Below are 17,179 nucleotides of genomic sequence, written 5' to 3'. Positions count from 1 at the left end.
TTCAAAAAAGAGACTTTCCCACTGGCAAGACAACTGTAATGGACAAATTCGTCACAGACCGTACATCGGGACCAGCCTCCGCGAAGCATGGTTTTGTCCCGATAAAGATCCTCTTGGCACACCCGACAGAGACGCGCTAAAACCGGAAGCGTCATCGGCTCCCACTCACCACCAGCTTTTCGAATACTCATGGGGCGGCAGTATAGCGGGGCAATCGCGTGAAAAACAAGCAAGCCCCTGCCTCGCCCCTTCACCAGTGGCCCATATCCAACAATCAGGTGATATCCGACTGGGTGTACGCTTCAGTCTGTCGATTCACCAACGATCCGAATATCCACAAAATGTATATCCGATCGCTCTCTGCCGGTATAAGCATATCCGCCCGGAGGTGAGCTGGGAGCCGTATCAACTGTGTTGGTCGTGCGGATGACACTGTACAACCTGCCGGACTTACCCCCCTGCTCAAGCTTGATGACTCCAACACCGGGGCAACTCCCTTGTGCAGCATGGTTGGCCGTCACAGGTGCAGGTCCACGCAATGCAACAAACAAATAATCTCCATTCGGGCTTCGCGAAATCAGATCGGGTGCCGGATCATTCAATGGCATCGAGGGATCATCCGTCACGCTGGCTGCCAGGCAGGGGCCAACACCTCGCCCTTCACCGTTTTCTGAGGTGAGATCGTAGATCGCCGCCGGTTTCGACTGTCCCCTCGTTTTGACCACCTCGACTTTATTCTGAATCCGATCTCCCGTGTGCACGTACTTTTCATCCACTGTAGCAACTACACCATGGGCATCACGGCGCGTGGTCGTGCCAGGGATTTGCCCTGTGTCGTTAGAGGACACGCCGCTATGATCATGATTTCCATTCGTCAGTGTGTTTGTCGGATCCTTGATCACAACAACGGGGAGAGGCTGGTTCTCGGAATTATGTTCAGGCGCAAAGGGAAAGGCCGCGTGAGGAAGCACATACACCGCATACGTGGATTGAGTAAGTCCCGCCACACCAGCCGAAACCCCTCCGTCCAGATGAATGAGCCCGTTGGCCTGGGTACCGGCACACCCGGCACCATTGATTACTTCGTTGCCATACTCAGCAACGATCGCCATCGGTGTCGTACTCGAATCGATCACGAGCAAGCCTCCACCGGCTAATGTCACATACACCAAGGCGTTGTTATTGGCTGGGATCGGGCAGAGAATCGCATTATTGGGACGCCCACCGGAGGACCCATTTGGGCCAGTGGTGCAACCGTTCTCTTTACAGAATCCGTTCGGCGTCAGATCACTGAAATCAGAAGTCCCGACTTGGATGCTGCCGATCAGTGGATGCCCCACCGCATTGCTACCAAGATAGACTCGTGGTGGTTCCACAACGGTTTGCCCTTTCCCAACTCCCAAACCAGCCTTCATGTTGTAGCTCAGGGTTGTAATACGACCAGTGGCATCCCGTGTGACATCAATTCGTTCCACGATCCGCCCATCCAGATTACAAACCAAAATCGCCAATCCGTCGTGCCGCCAAAAACTCATGTGGTTCGTCCGTCCAGTACCAGTCTGAGTCGCACGAAACAACGCGACAGCTTCTTTCGTCTCAGCATCCATCACCCCGATCATCCCACCACCTGGCGCAAAGAAACTCAGGAGCGCATATTTCTGTTGTGGATCAATAAAAGCAGAATGAAGACGGCCCGCCGGCGGGCGCACATTCCCGGTGGGAGCGTTGAACTCGTTGTGTTCGGGAAGCCCGGCAGGAAACACCAAATTGGTGTCGCAAGGTGCAGCAGTGCCAGCGCAAGGCATTGGTGCAGCAGAGCGGCCACCGTCTACCTGTTTCTCAATTGTCTTATTATCCCAAATCCACAGGAGACTGCCGTCAATACCGAGTGCACCTTTGCCTACCACGGTATTGGACTGGTCACTCGCCCATAATTCATATCTGACGTCACCATGAGAACCACCTCGTCCATCTTTACCCGCCTCTACCTGAGGAGAGGCTAAGAGAACCCAGGCGAGCAAGCCCATTGCAGCTACTCCTCCAAACATGTCCACGCGAATTTTCAACATCATGGCTTCCTCCCGTTTGTTCGCTTCAGATATTCGTCGTTGTGCTCCAGGCACTCCATGAAGTCCAGCGACTGGCTAACACAATGCAGCCGCATCGATATCGAAGACCAACCCGGAACGAATCACCTGTTGTAGGCACTTCTACCATTCCCCCGCCAGACCAATGATATTCAGCCGGATTTGGAGATTTATTATTTTCTTCCATCACCTTCATATTGAACGGGCATATTGATGAGAGAGGGCGCATTTTCCATCGATCGAGACTCTCCGTCAAGACTCACCGAGCACGATGGATAATTGCCCATCGCTCCTGTTTGACTCATCCTTCCTTGTTTGTTACTCTCCGCGCGAATTGACCGATCATTTGAAAGATGAACGTCATGAACATCGCCGACTACCTTGAACAAAAGCGGATCGACGTTGATCGATTTCTGGACTTCATCGCGCCTCCGTCCGTCACCCCGCCGACGACGCTGCATGAGAGTCTGCGCTACAGCCTGATGGCCGGCGGGAAACGAGTTCGACCGATTTTGACGATCGCGGCGGCGCAGGCCCTTGACCAGACACCTCCCGGCCTGATGGCCGTTGCCTGTTCTTTGGAGCTCATCCACACCTACTCGCTGATCCACGATGACCTGCCAGCAATGGACAACGACGATTTTCGTCGTGGAAAACCGACGAACCATAAAGTCTATGGCGAAGCCATGGCCATCCTCTCTGGCGACGCGCTCCTGACGATGGCCTTCGACTTGGTCAGCCGACCGGATCTTATGAAAGGCTGCGATCCCTTGCGGCAAGTCCGTATCATTCAGGAATTGGCCTTTGGGTCCGGCAATATGGGCATGGTGGGTGGCCAAGTGTTCGACATCCAGGCTGAAAATAAAGACATCGACCTCCCGATGCTTCAGAATATTCACAAGCATAAAACCGGCATGCTGATGCGCGCTGCGGTCCGCATGGGCGCCATTGCCGCCGGGGCAAACGACCGCCAGCTCGATGATATGACCGGCTACGCCGAAGACATCGGCCTGGCATTTCAAATCGCGGATGACGTGCTGAACGTCACCGGCACTCGTGAAGAGTTGGGGAAGAATCCTAATACCGATGCGGAACGTGGGAAGAAAACCTATCCCACATTCTACGGAGTGGATGGAGCAAAGAAGCTGGCCGACGACTGTGTCACTCGTGCGATCACCCGCTTATCGTCCTTCGGCTCTTCTGCCGACCCGCTGCGCGAGATCGCGCGATATATCACGGCTCGCAAAAACTAAGAGCTCATCGCATATGGCTTATGGCGCAAACATAGGATTAGGGTTTTTTGCTGTCAGTTATGCGCCACCTGCCGTTCGCTCTCCTCAATGAAAGCTCTCGTCACAGGCGCAACCGGGTTTGTTGGAGCTGCGGTTGCCAGGGCCCTTGTACGAGCCGGGGTCGAGGTTCGTGTCTTGGCGCGACCTGAAGCCGACCTCACAAACCTACAGGGTCTTCCGGTAGAACGAGCCGCAGGGGATTTGCGCGACCCCGCATCACTTCGAGTCGCGCTCAGCAACTGCCGCCAGCTCTACCACGTCGCGGCACACTACGCCCTCTGGGCCAAAGCCCCCTCCATCTTTTATGACGTCAACGTGGTCGGCACCAGAAATCTACTGGAGGCTGCACGCGAAGTTGGCGTGGAACGGACCGTCTATTGCAGCACCATCGGGGCCATCGGCTTACCACCTGGTGGGGGGCTCGGAACAGAAGAGACACCGGTCTCTCTTGAACAAATGGCCGGTCACTATAAGCGTTCAAAATACTTGGCTGAACAAGAGGTGCACAAGCTGGCCAAGGAAGGCTTGCCGGTGGTCATCGTCAATCCCAGCGCCCCGGTCGGAGAGGGCGACGTCAAACCGACGCCCACCGGCCAGGTGATTGTCGATTTCATGAAGGGGCGAATGCCGGCCTACATTGAAACCGGGATGAACATCATCGATGTGGATGACGTCGCGACCGGCCATCTGCTCGCGATGGAGAAAGGCCGCCAGGGCGAACGGTATATTCTCGGCTCTACGAATCTCTTGCTTCGTGAAGTGTTTGAGATCCTCAGCCGATTGACCGGGCTCAAAGCGCCATCCGTAAAACTCCCACGGGGTGCGGTGCTTCCGCTCGCCTACCTCAATCACTGGTTTGCCAATGTGACGGGTCTCCCTCCGCGCATTCCGCTGGAAGGCGTGAAGATGGCCAAATACAAGATGCACTATGACTGCAGCAAGGCAATCCGAGAACTTGGACTGCCGCAGCATCCTCCCGAAGTTGCCCTGGGCAAGGCCGTCCGGTGGTTCAAATCCCACGGGTACGCATAACGGCCACCTCAAACTCCCATTGAATGGAACACCTCGTCCTCTTTTTCAAGACCATTCTCCTCCGACCCTATGTCTTTATTTTTCTTGCCGCCTTTCTCTTTTCCGCCATCAAGCTGATCGGCTGGCCACGAACCTGGCGGTTCTGGCTTATTAGTTGGGCGACTGCCTTTGTCTGTGAATTTTCGTCGACCAGAACCGGCATCCCCTTTGGGTGGTACTTCTATAATGGTTCGACGATCGGACAAGAGCTCTATTTTTTTGACGTGCCGTTCATGGATTCCATCTCATTCAGCTTCCTCCTCTTTGCCGCCTACTGTGTGGCACTTGGGCTCCTACTTCCGTTTGATGTTACGTTGAAGCACGACCGGTCTCCTCTCAAGCCCCTACGCTTCGATCTAACTGTCCGCACAAGTTTGGCGATCTCTGGCCTGACTGCCTTGCTGTTTGCCTTCATCGATATGGTGATCGATCCCGTAGCCCTGCGTGGTGACCGTTGGTTCTTGGGGAAAATTTATGACTACCCTGATCCAGGGTGGCACTTCGGCGTCCCCTTCGCGAACTATGTGGGATGGGCGGTCGTCGGACTGATTTCGCTGGCGCTGTATGCTCCATTGGATCAACGACTCGCTCCACTCACAATATCTCCATCGATGACTCAGCGCCTCCTACTCGGGATCGGGTTATATTACGGCGTCCTAGCCTTTAACCTCGGCATGACATTTTGGATCGGTGAAACGTTCATGGGTATCAGCGGGTTGCTGATGCATCTCCCGGTCCTTATGATCTTGACCACTCGCCTTGTTATCCGCCACTCCATACACCATGCCAAACAGCATGGGTGACATTCAGCCCAAAGAATTTGTATAGTCAGATGAGTGTCATGCCAAAGGGAATCATCGCAATGGCCAGACAGATGTACTCACACCCCGTTGATCGAGACCACTCCCGACACGGGCATACTGTGTTCGATCATGCGGTGGGACCAGGTCGCAGTCGATCTCCCTCAGGCGGTATCCTGCTCCTCACCGCCTTATCGTTCTGCCTGCTGGCGTTAGCCCCCGTACCAGAACTCCTGCACGTGCTGGGGATCGTGACATCCATCGATGAGAAGCACATTGATGTGAAAACTGCGAAAGGACAGGTCGTATCAGTCCTGCTGACCAAGCAGGTCAAATACAAGAACAAAAACAACCCGAAATCACTCGACCCACCTGCCGTCGGCGACCGCGTCATCATCGAAGCGTCAAGAGATGAGAAAAACAAGAAAGTCACCGCGACGGTCGTGCACTATTCACCGGGCAGCATTCCTCCACCTCCACGATAAGCCATGCCGACCCTTCGCTTCGCACGAGCCGTCCATGAGTCGCCCTTTCACGGTGGGTTACGCCAGGCCTTTATGCGGGTGTTCATCACCGGTATCGCCGTCTTCCTGGCCATCGCCATTGTTCCTGGATTGGAGGCCAACAGTTTCGGTGCCGGTATGGCCGCCGTACTGGTCTTGACCTTCTTAAACCTGATCCTTCGCCCCATCCTGTTTCTGCTCACGTTGCCGCTGATCGTCGTTACACTTGGACTCTTTCTGGTGGTGCTGAACGCGCTGCTGCTTGAACTGACCGCGTTTTTCGTGAAGGGGTTCACGGTCTCAGGATTCTGGGCTTCCGTCGGTGGTGCGCTGGTCATCAGCTTGGTCACAACAGTCCTCAACGGCTGGACGGTTGACCGCCGTCTCCCTCCTGATCTTCAGGAGGAACCTCGTCGGCCACCCAAGATCATCAATCCTGATTGAGCCCGCGCAGTGATAAAGAAGGGATACCGGGAGCCTCCAGGAAATCATGAAGGCGCGCCGAAATACGTCATCGGCATGCCATGCCCTTTGAAAAAGAACCAGTGACCATTACGCGTCCACACCCTTGCCGATTCGCACGTTATTCATCGTGATGCTCATACGCGACATGCCTCCGGTAGTCTCCTTCCTGTCCTGATCGACCGATGTCATACATGAACAGCGCGAGCATGTTGATTGAGGCCAAGATTGGTATCATCGCAATATCCTCAAACATGGCGTTCCCTTCTTTTCTGTCTTGTTATGAGAATTGTTTCTCTATCTAGAATCGAAGGCGCCTACGATCTCACGTTTCTTATTTCTGCTTATGCGGAAACATCCATGCCCGCGACCCTCTCGCCGGTTACCATTGTTCACCCGTCCATAAGTGATGAAAATTTCTGAATGCCGATGATCTGGAACATGCCACTGACCTTTGTCACCAAGTGAGAATCGCACGAGATGGATCTGGTTGAGACCACCCCCTATCGCTGACGATTCCTCGATGACAAGCCCTCTCCTGGACACGACTGGAAGGCTCGGAGCATCCCCCGAGGCCTGATCTGGTGAATTACTTACCTTCCAAGGACGAGCGACCAACCCCCGCTTGCGTTTCTACGTATGGCACAACCTTCACTTTTTACATGTTGCGCAAAAGCTTTCTACTCCGTTCACCAGCAAATACTGTGTGTACCAACGTTGAACACAGTTGATACTGCATAAAGTGTGAGCTCGAGCCATTGAGTATGAGTCGTCACGCAAGACGGCATGCGCCTTGCTTTGGAATGCTCTCATTGACTCACTTACACACACATGGGAGGTTACATGAAGCCAATGTTGCCATTGCAACACTCATCGAGAGGCCATCGAACACGTCGCCGTTCGTCTTGGGTTCCACGCGCGATACTCCTCGGTCTCTTCGCTGCAACCCTCAGCATTCCGACGATTGGACTCTGCGCATCAACAGGATCGCCGGTCCCGCTCTTTGTGGAAACACCCAGCGGTATCCCTCCTGCGATCGACCAGGCGTTTCCGCCGGCTCAGCTCTCGAAGCAATGGGTGCGCCGACACCATACAATGGGGCTCAATCCCGCTGCGTTGGAAGCCATGAAACTCTCCCGCAAAGAGTCGAAACAGGACATCTCCCTGAACCTCTTCGATGCCGGCACACGCACACTCGAACTCGATGAACCAGAAATCCATCGCAATAAGGCGAAGGTGTGGCGTGGGCGGGTGCGAGGTGACCAGGACAGCGATGTTACCTTGTCTGTACGAGGCAAGAAGATGGCGGGGACAATTGTCTCAGGTCAACGGCTCTACAAAATTGAGCCGACCGAGGATAACCGTCATCGTCTCGTCGAAATTGACGACGACGCCATGCGTCCGGATCACCATCCGCTCGTCGTACCAGACGATGGGACCCCTGCAGAGCCTCCTGCACCGGAACCAAAACTCAAGCACTCCGAAACAACCGCCACGACCGAAAGCGTCACCACAGCCGCCGCCACAACGACGAACACCATCGTCGACCTGATGGTCGTCTACACCACCACGGCACGGATAAAGCAGGGTGGCCTGTCCGCCATGAATGCGTTGATTGCGATGAGTGTCGATCTGGCGAATCAAGCGTACCAAAACAGCCAAATCGCCATGCGGCTCCGTCTGGTGCGGACTGCCGAGGTCGCCTATACGGAAACCGGCAACATGAATACCGATCTAGTCCGTCTCCGCAGTACGAGCGATGGCTTCATGGATCAGGTGCATACCTTACGCGATCAATACAAGGCCGATCTCGTCACACTCATCGTCGACAACGGCGGAGCCTATTGCGGAATTGCCTATGTTATGGCAAACGGCCCGCGCGCGAGTTTTGCCTCTTACGCCTTTAGCGTGACAGACCGCGACTGTATCTCGAACAATACCCTGACCCATGAACTGGGACACAATATGGGGGATGCCCACGATCGGGAGTCCGGAGGCACAGGCGTCTACCCCTACTCCTATGGCTATCGGGACCCAATTGGAAAATTTCGGACGATTATGGCCTACCCCTGCCCGACCGTGTCATGCCCACGGGTCAAGTATTTTTCCAACCCGAAGATCCTGATCAACGGCCGACCAGCCGGAATCGATTACGCAATCAATCCTTCCAAGTCTGCGGACAATGCCCGTTCGATGAACGAAGTTCGAAATGTCATTGCCGCCTGGCGCGCAAGCACCACGACCTCTGCTGCCACCGCACCGAGTAGATTGAGGGACGTCCGTCCTGACTCTCGAGACGACCTCGACGATGATGCAGACGATGACTCGGATGACGACATGGATGACAATGCTCCCAATAAGCCTCGAAAAGATGCTCCGGGAACATCGCGCGGAAAGTCTCCCGCGCCAACTCCTTAACTGATAGGATGCAGGGAGGATCGAGTTTCGGTTCTCCCTGCTCTTGACTCCCACAGACATCACGAGATGGGATCGAAATGAAGAAACACCATGTGTGACTCAAAACCACAATCAGCCGTTCGACAATTCAACCTTCTTCTCCTTACCCTGCTGTTAGGTAGCCTCGCCGGCCCAATGGCGCGGGCCGACGAGTTATCCGGACCAAAAAGCCTATGGCACACCGTTCTGAATCCTCCGACAATTACCCAGTCTCCAACACCGAAAAAACCATGGATGCTCCGCAGTCGAGAAATCGAGTTGGACCTTTCTCTCCTTAAAGTTCTCAAGGATGCAGGAGCCAGACCCCTTCCCATGATCACCGTTGAACTCTTCGACAATACCAACCCAGAACTCGACGTCTCCTCCACGGTCTCTCGAATCAACGACACCGCTGTCATCCGTGGAACGTTCAAACCGCCCATACAAGGGGATTTTACATTCGTGATCACCGGCAATCTTCTGGTTGGAACCATCCAGATCGGCCCTCGCATTTATAAGACGGATCATATCGGGAATGGTCGCCTGCGGTTGGTTGAGCTCGATCCCGACAAAATGCCGCGGGATTGACGGTCCTCGTTCCTTCATAACAATCAATCTCAAGTGTTGTCCCAAAGAGTACCCCGCTGACGTTGTTATCCTGTCACACGTGAAAGCGATTCGAACGGATCGCAGAATGTCATGATTACTCAGAGAGAGTAGCTATTCGTCACCGATCCGGCTACAATGCGCTCTCTTGTAGTGAAACGTATGACCACGGCGACTCCTCAAACGAAACCGGCTCCGGAAACACTTCTTCAACGGACGTTGAATGCCGCGCTGAATGAGATCGGCACGGATTCGGTGTTGGCGGCAATCTTCCATCAGGAAAACGGCCCTCTCGTTGAGCATGCCTCACGTGGGTTTACACCTCGAGATGTTCAAGCTATTCTTCGTACCCTTTCGACACAAAACGCCGCAGCCCTGAGCCCAAACACAGCGGATTCCGACAGTGGGCGCACCGTCCATTTGCGGTTGATTACACCCGGCGCCAAGTCCTTGCTCGTCGTGCCACTGCGCCATCTCACTCGTATATACGGCTGTCTGGTGATCGGCAGGAAAGAAGGCGCGGCCTTTTCCAAGAAAGACCGATCACAGCTAGACCAAATGTGTGAGGGGATGACCAAAGCATTGGATCGCGAGGGCTTGTTCAATACCGCTGCGGTGCTCAGCCGTCCGTACGTGACGCAGGAAGCCGCGCCTCCCCAACCAGCTGGAGGCGACTTGTTTCCGCCCATGATCAAGCACTTCTCGCCGGAGCTGCAGGCGAAAGTTGAGGCAGTCCTCACGGAAGCCAACCAGTCCGTGGCCTACGACCGAGCCTGGGCCTGTTACTACGATCCGCTGGCGGGAAATGTGGAAGTCTTGGGAGTTGTTGGTGATGTCAAGGCTGATCAACGGGACGCGAAGAAGGACCTGAAGCCCGGTCAACGTCTCACGCTGGATAGTTCTGCCGCCGGATGGGCCGTGCGCCACCGCAAGCCGCGCGTGGATCATGACCTGGCCTCCACTCAGGGCCGCTTTCTCGATCACAAACAGCTTTTTAAGGACCGCTTTCAGTCATCCCTCGTCATCCCATTTTTCGTCAAAGGGCAAGTCGGCGGCACCCTCACGCTGGGGGCAAAGGATCCGGAACGCTATCAAACGACCGATGCCCGCACGCTGGAACCTACGATCGTTCAACTTGCCGATCTCTTACAAACACCGGCGCCTCAAGCCCCAGCCCCGGCTCCACCCACTGAGATTGGGTCACCAAGTCCTCAGTCCGTTTCCTCGACACCTTCCGAGCCGAGTATCAGAAAGCAAGAACGCCAATCGGCAATCGGGGAGTTCAGTGCATTTTTGGCGACGGAGATCCGTGAACCTTTGGCCTCTATACGATCACAATTGGAAGAAGTGACCGGTGAGGGGATTCTTGATTTCGATCCTCAGACACGGGTGGAAAACGCCATGCGCGACTTGATCCGGATCGAGGCGATCCTTAACGAAATCCTCGATTTCGCCAAGCCGCTGGAGCTAAACCGGCATCTCTGCCGAATTCCAGAAGTGCTTGAGAGCGCGTTGGTGGTAGTCGGAACCGATCTTGAGGCAACCCGCATTCAAGTCACGAAAGACTATGCCAACATCATCGCTCCCGTGCGTGGTGATGAAGCGAAGCTTCAGCAGGCCTTCTTGAGCATTTTCAGAAACGCCTGCGAGGCCATGTCTCCAGGTGGTCATCTCGCGATCGCCGTCACACAACATCGGGCTGGGCGCGGATTCGAGGTGCAAATTCTGATCAAGAACAACGGGGTGCCCATCCCGGCTGAAATCGTGGATAAAGTCTTCGAGCCGTTTTTCACGACGAAGCGGTCGGGCATCGGGCTAGGACTGCCCAGCGTCAAGAAAATCATCGAGGAACACCATGGGACGATTGCGATCGGCAGTGCGACCGATGAAGGCACTACTGTGACCATCCGCCTCCCTGGTGTCAGTCGAGGACCAGCGTTCCGCCACCGTGGACGAGGTCGGCGACCTCCGCGCCGTCCAGGTTGACCCGAGACTCTTCATCTCGACTCACCCTCGGAAGGCTTTGCCTGTTTGACAGAAACGGCTACCGATCGCTATGATTCGATCGGTACCATTGTGCAACGAAGCTACGCCGTCATTGTGTGATCCTCATTCACTCTTCTATCTCAAAGGGAGAACGGGTATGAAACTTGTCACTGCTGTAGTTGCCACAGCCTCCGCAGTTCTGTTCGGTCTTTCCATGGCTTCAGCCAACCCAGCACTGCTGCCCAAGCATGAAGGCTATCCGATGAAGAACTCGGGCAGCCCTGTCACAGGCCAGCCGACCGCGAACGATCCAGGCCAGCCGGATGCGCATGGAGCCTCCACGCTGCTGAAGTCGGCAGATTCGGTCAAGAACGCTGAGCAGAAACTGATGAAGACGGACAATGCACGCATCACCGAAGGACAGGGAGCCGGCAGACTTCCACATGTGGAGGGGCCACAGATCACGATCGCTCCACCTGTGACCTCTGCCACCAAAATCACCGGCGACCGCAAAATCGACTAACCAGTTTTGACCGATGCGATACAGAAAGGGGAAGTCCTTTAGAGGGACTTCCCCTTTGCTTTGTGTTTCCTAAGGGAACTGTTCGTACGGCCGTCTTCCTGAATCAACCGGAACCGCCAGGGTTTTTTTGCCCACAGCCCTGCGTAGTCCACTCCAATCCGCGGAAAGGTGCCCACCTGATTGCGAGGGACTCTCTGACCTCGATCTTCGAACCAGATAGCTCGTCCCTGTGTCAGATCAACTCGATGCAATGACCGATCGATACCCAGCTCGCGGCAGAGCTTTCCCGGACCATCTATCAATTCGCCATCCACTTCAATGGCACGGATCAACACGGCGGCAGGAAATTTTTCCCGCTCCGTCACGACATTCAGCATGTGGTACATACCGTAGATCAAATAGATGTACGACATCCCCGGGGGACCAAACAGGACTTCTGTTCTTGGCGTCCGCCCCTTCGATGCATGACAAGCCTTGTCTTCTGTACCGATATACGCTTCCACTTCGATGATTCTTCCAGCAATAGCTCTCGTCCCATTCTCACGAACCAGGTACTTGCCGACCAGCGAATGGGCGACGGTCAACGTGGGGCGATTGAAAAAGGCTCGAGCAAGAGTCATTGGCATGGCAATAATGGAGAATGGTAAATGTCAGAGCCAAAACTTTCAATTCCTCATCGACCATTCACTATGGCACATTCGCCGTTCAGAAGTACCAGGCCAGCCCCCCCATCACCGTCCGAGGATTGCCCGGCACAAAGTGAATGTCCGTCACTCCGGTCGGCTCAGTTCGCAGACGCGACTCGAATGCAAAAATTGCCTGTTCCCACTTAGTATTGAACAGATTTTGAACGAAGAGAAACGCCTCAAGCCGCCCATGCGGTAATTTCACGGGAATCCGATAGCGCTCAGAGAGATCAAACGTAATCCATGAAGGCGACTTGATACTCCGATCTTCAACCAGCGGACGAACTCCGAGATAGGTAGCTTGCAGTTGGGAGGTCAACCCTTCCGGCCATTGCAGAATCGCTGCACCATAGGCGGTGTATTCCGGTGCCAATGGGATCGCATCCCCATTGCGAAACTCCGCATGCGTCCAGGTAAAGCTTCCGTTAACATAGAGCGGACCCCATACCTTGCCTCTGGCAGCAACTTCGACTCCCTGCCGTCTCGTCGCTCCACGGATCTCCGTTGTCCCCTCATCGCCGATCAGCACGAGTTCCGACTTAAGATCCAGTCGCCATGCCGTAGCACTCAATTCGAGACCTTCCGGCCCCCAGGGCTTCGAACGGATCCCCACCTCATAATTTTGAGATCGGGCAAGCGGTGCGGCCCCAATCGACACTGCTGATCGCGCATCATTGCTGTGAAACCCCTCACCATAGTTGACAAAGAACTCCGTTCTGGCCCAAGGCCCTAGAATCATGCTCATTTTGGGGAGGACCATCCCGGAACCTTTTCGTCCATCTGGTCGCTCGGCACAAATGGCGCACCGGTTGCCGACATCAAATGTAAAGAACTCGCCCCGCACACCTCCTGAAAACCTCAGCCATGAGAACGGTTGGATTTCCCCCTTCACGAATGGAGAATAGGACACGCTGCGCGCATCGCTGTCGATCGTGGTACCTGTCGGAACCCGCAGGGTCTGAGTTCCCAATTTTGTATGCACGTCGTCCACTCTTGTTTGAAACCCCACAGTCCCGATCACAGGCATGCCCAGAATGTTGACCCGCTGCTTGTACCCGATATCGCCGCCATAGATGACCCGACGATCGTATTGCGCAAAGCCGTCACCATTCGTCGGATCGTTCAGGAAAAATGTGAAGTCCGTGAACAGATCGAGTCGGTAATACTGGCCATAAGCATTCGCGAAAAATTGCCCCCCGGTCGTCGTGTCGTAGTGATAATTGAGTTGGCCGGTGGTTCTGAGCGTATTACCCCCTTCATACGGATTGATGGAGCCAAACCGGTTCAAGAGCCCCGTGCTCACGGCACGAAACGGAATCTCGCCGGAGCCGTCCCATCGGGACTGAAGAAAGGTACCCTGCAGGCTGAGTTCATCCCGCCCAGTCAAGCTGGTGGTGGCTTTACCGAACAAATTCGCTCGGTGATACTGATTATTGTTCTGGTACGGACCGTTCGTGTAAAACCCTTCGGCGGCGAATAGCGTGCGCACACGGTCTTTGGTCGGAGAGAACATCAGTAAGTACCGCTGCGTGCTATATTCCCCACCGGCTCCTTGAATGACGCCCTCCTTCACCACATCACGGGTCCGAAAGTTCACCGCTCCCGCCGTCACGAAATCACCATACTCCGGTAGATACGCCCCCTTGTGCACATCAACTCCCTGGATCGTCTCCGGGATAATGAAATTGAGGTCCGTGTAGCCTTGCCCATGCGCATGCGTGCGCAGATTGATCGGCATGCCATCAAGGAAGAAGCCGACATCTGTTCCGTGATCCGCGTCGAAGCCTCGGAGGAAGTATTGATCAGCCTTTCCGGCGCCGCCGGAATGTTCCACGGCCACGAAGCCAGGAATCAGGCGAAGGACCTGGGCTGGGCGACCTTGAGGCTGCAGGATAATCTCTTTATCAGGGATGAATTGCTGAGAAGAAGCCGCGACCGGCTTTTCGCCAATGACAGTAATCTCAGGAATTTCCAGTTCAGGTTCATCTGGGTCATGCCCCCTGGCTTTTCCCCACGAACTGAGAACCAGTACAAGAGCAAGCACACATATTACTGTTCGTGTCATGTCCACCATTCCTCATCATAAACGGCGTGGACGGATGAGACGCCCACGATGGTTTCTCGACAGTCGGCTCATCGACCGGCATAGACCCTCGTGGTCTCGCAACTCAGAACGGATAGGAATGTTGTTATGCTTGGCCGGTCGCCCGTACGGCGATACGGACTCGGGAGAGGCACTCGTCAATCAACACATCCATCGTGCGGCCTTCGGTCCCCACGATTTCTATCTGGACTCGATTCAGCGGCAACAGCACCTTCTTGGCCTTTGCCTCAAGAATCGTTTTTGAGACCTCAGAAGTCACTTCACCCAACATGGCACCAGGCAAGATCATGTTTAACGAGGCCACGATGACATCCACCGTCGGCACCGTCTTAGAGATGGCGTCAACCCCGGATGCAACTGGTTCAGCTCCGGCCTCCCGCATTGCCTCTGCCGCCGCAAGGTTGGTTCCCAACCCAAGGATTTGGCAATTGACACCCAGCGTGGCCCGTAACCCCGCCACTAACCGGGAACCCAGCCCCCCGCCTCGGCCATCAATCACGCAGACCCGCATGGTTTAGTCTAGACCCTTTCCTGTGGTCGTCATCGTCAACTTTCCATGCTTCACACCCTTCACACTCACGAGTGCGTCGGCAACTTTTCGAATGTCCGACCCTTTGCCTCTGACAACCAACACTTCAAGGCAATGGTCATGATCGAGGTGCACATGCATCCCTGAGAGAATTTGACCATGGTAGTCATGCTGAATGTCCGTCAACTTGCTTGTCAGGTCTCGTACGTGATGGTCGTAAACAAACGTGATCGTACCGACCGTTTCTTTGTTCTCATCCCATTCTTGACCGACGAGGTTGTCGCGAATGAGATCACGCAACGCTTCCGAACGATTGGTGTAGTTTCTCCGTTCAATATGCTTATCGAAATCGTCCAATAAATGATGATCGAGCGAGACGCCGAATCGGACCAGTTTTTTCACCGCCGCCTCCTTCCTGGCAGTGGCACGAATTTGTATTTAATAGCACCGTCATGTCATAGAATCAACCGGCGTTTTCCACCTCTACATATAGTACGTAGATTCGTTCCGATTGGATTGAGGACTCAGCGAAGACCGGCCCATCGGCCACGAACTATTTCAACATCTCGTTCTGGGGAGAGGAGATCACGAGGAGGAGACATCCTTCCTCGGTCGAAGTATCGTGATGCACGGTCCCGGCTTCGGCTCGGTGATAATCACCGACCGCCATCTCACGACTGGCAATGGAACACCCGCCTTCAAGCACATAAAGTTCTTCGACCGCAGCATGACGATGCGGGGCATAGCTGGTACCGGGAAGAAAGCGAAGGAGCGTCGTGGTCCTACGAGAAACCGGGTCAAACGCGAGCAATTTGGCCGTCACCCCCTGGGCAATTTCTCGCCAGGCTCCCTCCGACGCCTTGACGAAAGTGAGCCCACCTGAAGACGGTCGAGGAATCATGGAACGAATCAGAAGCGTTCTCACAAAGTTTGAAACGGCTGTCCAGCCGGAGGACAACCACGTGGGCAAGGGGGCCGCATCCTGCGATACGTCTATCTTTTCTTCACTCACCCGTTCATCGCTCGCCCGACTCGCGATATCTCCCAAAACGGGTACCGACTCATTGACAACAAGTCGGACAGCCGAATGCGTTTGGATTTGAGAAAGGAGCCGCTCCCGTACTGAGTCCCGAGGCTTGACCGGGGTCGATCCTAAAGCCACGGTGTTGGCGGCCAGCTCGAACTGTTCGACTTCTCGGGCGGCTTCTTCCGCAACCTGCCGAACCAGCCGCTCACGAAGGGTGGAGGGCGGTGTCACAGGAGCCACAAGCGTACTGAGGACATAACCGGTCGCTTGATAGGCTGCTGCCGTTTGCCGCAGGAGAGCTGGTTCACCTTGGAGTCTTAACTCAAACGCCCGACGATCCTCTGGATCCAGGACTCCAAGAGCATACAGCATCGCCCGTTCTTCCAGTTCTTCCGGCAACTTCGTCTCGGTCATAGCTGTAAACCCGCTTCGAATGGTGCCAGAGCCTCCCGCAATTTGATCAGGCCGGATCGCATTCGTGTCTTTACAGTGCCGAGCGGCACTTGCAGCTTCTCGGCAATCTCACTCTGGCTTAATCCATAAAAATAGGCCAAGGCAATAACTTGCCGTTGTTCAGCCGTCAGCCCAGCCAAGGCCTCTTGGACATATCGACGGCGTTCCTCGCCCTCCACATTCTCTTCCGGCGTCTCGTCGGAACTGGCGAATAACTCGACTGCGTCCAATGATTCGAGGCGCCCATATTCGGTAGCCCTGGCACGCAGCCGGTCGATGGCTCTTGTTCGGGCCACCGTCATCAGCCATGCCCCGGGCGCGCCTCTGGTTTGATCGTACGTATGAGCCTGTCGCCACACCTGCGTGTAGACATCCAAGGTGACTTCTTCCGCAGCCTCTCGGTTGTTGAGGATTTTGCAGATAAAGCCAAACACCTGTGGGCTTGTACGATCATAAAACGTGGCCAGCGCAGCCTGATCACCCTGGGCGGTGTGCGCAATAAGTTGGGCCCACTCGTGGTCTTGATCCAGTTTGGTCGGTTCTATGGTCATGGTCGACATACGGTCTTCCCCATGAAGCTCTACGAGTAACAGGGAAGAATTGGATTGCGAGCT

16 protein-coding genes are annotated in these 17,179 nt (G+C 54.9%); 9 read left to right on the top strand and 7 right to left on the bottom strand.

The window, feature by feature from the left end; all coding sequences use genetic code 11:
* Window positions 1–302: 302 nt before the first annotated feature.
* The gene (locus COMA1_RS08110) at window positions 303–2,072 is read right to left on the bottom strand and encodes a hypothetical protein (protein ID WP_090746357.1); all 1,770 of its coding nucleotides are present in this window, start codon (window positions 2,070–2,072) and stop codon (window positions 303–305) included.
* Window positions 2,073–2,449: 377 nt separating this feature from the next.
* Here COMA1_RS08110 and COMA1_RS08105 point away from each other — a divergent pair, with 377 nt between their 5' ends.
* The 9 genes from COMA1_RS08105 to COMA1_RS08065 all read left to right on the top strand — a co-directional run bounded on the left by COMA1_RS08105 (window position 2,450) and on the right by COMA1_RS08065 (window position 11,766).
* On the top strand, window positions 2,450–3,340 hold the full coding sequence (locus tag COMA1_RS08105) for a polyprenyl synthetase family protein (RefSeq protein WP_090746352.1): 891 nt from the start codon (window positions 2,450–2,452) through the stop codon (window positions 3,338–3,340).
* 87 nt (window positions 3,341–3,427) lie between these two features.
* Window positions 3,428–4,411, top strand: coding sequence for a hopanoid-associated sugar epimerase (hpnA, locus tag COMA1_RS08100; RefSeq protein ID WP_090746349.1), 984 nt, complete (start codon window positions 3,428–3,430; stop codon window positions 4,409–4,411).
* A gap of 23 nt (window positions 4,412–4,434) precedes the next feature.
* Window positions 4,435–5,253: a carotenoid biosynthesis protein gene (locus tag COMA1_RS08095; RefSeq protein WP_090746347.1), complete on the top strand. Its 819-nt coding sequence runs from the start codon at window positions 4,435–4,437 to the stop codon at window positions 5,251–5,253.
* Between the two features lie 38 nt (window positions 5,254–5,291).
* Window positions 5,292–5,735, top strand: a complete 444-nt coding sequence (locus COMA1_RS08090) for a DUF5666 domain-containing protein (protein ID WP_141654259.1) — start codon at window positions 5,292–5,294, stop codon at window positions 5,733–5,735.
* Between the two features lie 3 nt (window positions 5,736–5,738).
* Complete coding sequence (locus COMA1_RS08085) at window positions 5,739–6,197, top strand: phage holin family protein (protein WP_218055324.1); 459 nt, start codon at window positions 5,739–5,741, stop codon at window positions 6,195–6,197.
* Between the two features lie 861 nt (window positions 6,198–7,058).
* Complete coding sequence (locus COMA1_RS08080; protein WP_176697931.1) at window positions 7,059–8,633, top strand: reprolysin-like metallopeptidase; 1,575 nt, start codon at window positions 7,059–7,061, stop codon at window positions 8,631–8,633.
* 90 nt (window positions 8,634–8,723) lie between these two features.
* A complete protein-coding gene (locus tag COMA1_RS08075; protein WP_090746338.1) occupies window positions 8,724–9,239 on the top strand; it encodes a hypothetical protein in 516 nt (171 codons plus the stop codon).
* 180 nt (window positions 9,240–9,419) lie between these two features.
* A complete protein-coding gene (locus COMA1_RS08070; protein WP_176697930.1) occupies window positions 9,420–11,243 on the top strand; it encodes an ATP-binding protein in 1,824 nt (607 codons plus the stop codon).
* A 157-nt stretch (window positions 11,244–11,400) separates the two neighbouring features.
* On the top strand, window positions 11,401–11,766 hold the full coding sequence (locus COMA1_RS08065) for a hypothetical protein (RefSeq protein ID WP_090746332.1): 366 nt from the start codon (window positions 11,401–11,403) through the stop codon (window positions 11,764–11,766).
* A gap of 38 nt (window positions 11,767–11,804) precedes the next feature.
* Here the strand turns inward: COMA1_RS08065 and COMA1_RS08060 are convergent, their stop codons facing one another.
* The 6 genes from COMA1_RS08060 to COMA1_RS08035 all read right to left on the bottom strand — a co-directional run bounded on the left by COMA1_RS08060 (window position 11,805) and on the right by COMA1_RS08035 (window position 17,125).
* Window positions 11,805–12,392, bottom strand: coding sequence for a DNA-3-methyladenine glycosylase (locus COMA1_RS08060; RefSeq protein WP_090746329.1), 588 nt, complete (start codon window positions 12,390–12,392; stop codon window positions 11,805–11,807).
* Between the two features lie 79 nt (window positions 12,393–12,471).
* A complete protein-coding gene (locus tag COMA1_RS08055) occupies window positions 12,472–14,517 on the bottom strand; it encodes a TonB-dependent receptor (protein ID WP_090746930.1) in 2,046 nt (681 codons plus the stop codon).
* A 124-nt stretch (window positions 14,518–14,641) separates the two neighbouring features.
* Window positions 14,642–15,067, bottom strand: a complete 426-nt coding sequence (locus COMA1_RS08050) for a DUF3842 family protein (RefSeq protein ID WP_090746325.1) — start codon at window positions 15,065–15,067, stop codon at window positions 14,642–14,644.
* A gap of 3 nt (window positions 15,068–15,070) precedes the next feature.
* Window positions 15,071–15,487, bottom strand: coding sequence for a nickel-responsive transcriptional regulator NikR (gene nikR, locus COMA1_RS08045; protein ID WP_090746322.1), 417 nt, complete (start codon window positions 15,485–15,487; stop codon window positions 15,071–15,073).
* Between the two features lie 151 nt (window positions 15,488–15,638).
* Window positions 15,639–16,526, bottom strand: a complete 888-nt coding sequence (locus COMA1_RS08040) for a cupin domain-containing protein (RefSeq protein WP_090746319.1) — start codon at window positions 16,524–16,526, stop codon at window positions 15,639–15,641.
* On the bottom strand, window positions 16,523–17,125 hold the full coding sequence (locus COMA1_RS08035) for a sigma-70 family RNA polymerase sigma factor (protein WP_176697929.1): 603 nt from the start codon (window positions 17,123–17,125) through the stop codon (window positions 16,523–16,525). The genes COMA1_RS08040 and COMA1_RS08035 overlap by 4 nt, the downstream gene beginning before the upstream one ends.
* Between the last annotated feature and the right edge of the window lie 54 nt (window positions 17,126–17,179).

The sequence above is a fragment of the Candidatus Nitrospira nitrosa genome (assembly GCF_001458735.1).
Classification (GTDB): Bacteria; Nitrospirota; Nitrospiria; order Nitrospirales; family Nitrospiraceae; genus Nitrospira_D; species Nitrospira_D nitrosa.
Note: the sequence above shows the minus strand (reverse complement) of the source record. Positions and strands in the feature narration are given on the sequence as shown.

Coding starts and splice junctions, on each gene's coding strand:
- COMA1_RS08110 (WP_090746357.1), bottom strand. CDS start 2,072: ATGATGTTGAAAATTCGCGTGGACATGTTTGGAGGAGTAGCTGCAATG.
- COMA1_RS08105 (WP_090746352.1), top strand. CDS start 2,450: ATGAACATCGCCGACTACCTTGAACAAAAGCGGATCGACGTTGATCGA.
- hpnA (WP_090746349.1), top strand. CDS start 3,428: ATGAAAGCTCTCGTCACAGGCGCAACCGGGTTTGTTGGAGCTGCGGTT.
- COMA1_RS08095 (WP_090746347.1), top strand. CDS start 4,435: ATGGAACACCTCGTCCTCTTTTTCAAGACCATTCTCCTCCGACCCTAT.
- COMA1_RS08090 (WP_141654259.1), top strand. CDS start 5,292: ATGCCAAAGGGAATCATCGCAATGGCCAGACAGATGTACTCACACCCC.
- COMA1_RS08085 (WP_218055324.1), top strand. CDS start 5,739: ATGCCGACCCTTCGCTTCGCACGAGCCGTCCATGAGTCGCCCTTTCAC.
- COMA1_RS08080 (WP_176697931.1), top strand. CDS start 7,059: ATGAAGCCAATGTTGCCATTGCAACACTCATCGAGAGGCCATCGAACA.
- COMA1_RS08075 (WP_090746338.1), top strand. CDS start 8,724: ATGTGTGACTCAAAACCACAATCAGCCGTTCGACAATTCAACCTTCTT.
- COMA1_RS08070 (WP_176697930.1), top strand. CDS start 9,420: ATGACCACGGCGACTCCTCAAACGAAACCGGCTCCGGAAACACTTCTT.
- COMA1_RS08065 (WP_090746332.1), top strand. CDS start 11,401: ATGAAACTTGTCACTGCTGTAGTTGCCACAGCCTCCGCAGTTCTGTTC.
- COMA1_RS08060 (WP_090746329.1), bottom strand. CDS start 12,392: ATGCCAATGACTCTTGCTCGAGCCTTTTTCAATCGCCCCACGTTGACC.
- COMA1_RS08055 (WP_090746930.1), bottom strand. CDS start 14,517: ATGACACGAACAGTAATATGTGTGCTTGCTCTTGTACTGGTTCTCAGT.
- COMA1_RS08050 (WP_090746325.1), bottom strand. CDS start 15,067: ATGCGGGTCTGCGTGATTGATGGCCGAGGCGGGGGGCTGGGTTCCCGG.
- COMA1_RS08040 (WP_090746319.1), bottom strand. CDS start 16,526: ATGACCGAGACGAAGTTGCCGGAAGAACTGGAAGAACGGGCGATGCTG.
- COMA1_RS08035 (WP_176697929.1), bottom strand. CDS start 17,125: ATGTCGACCATGACCATAGAACCGACCAAACTGGATCAAGACCACGAG.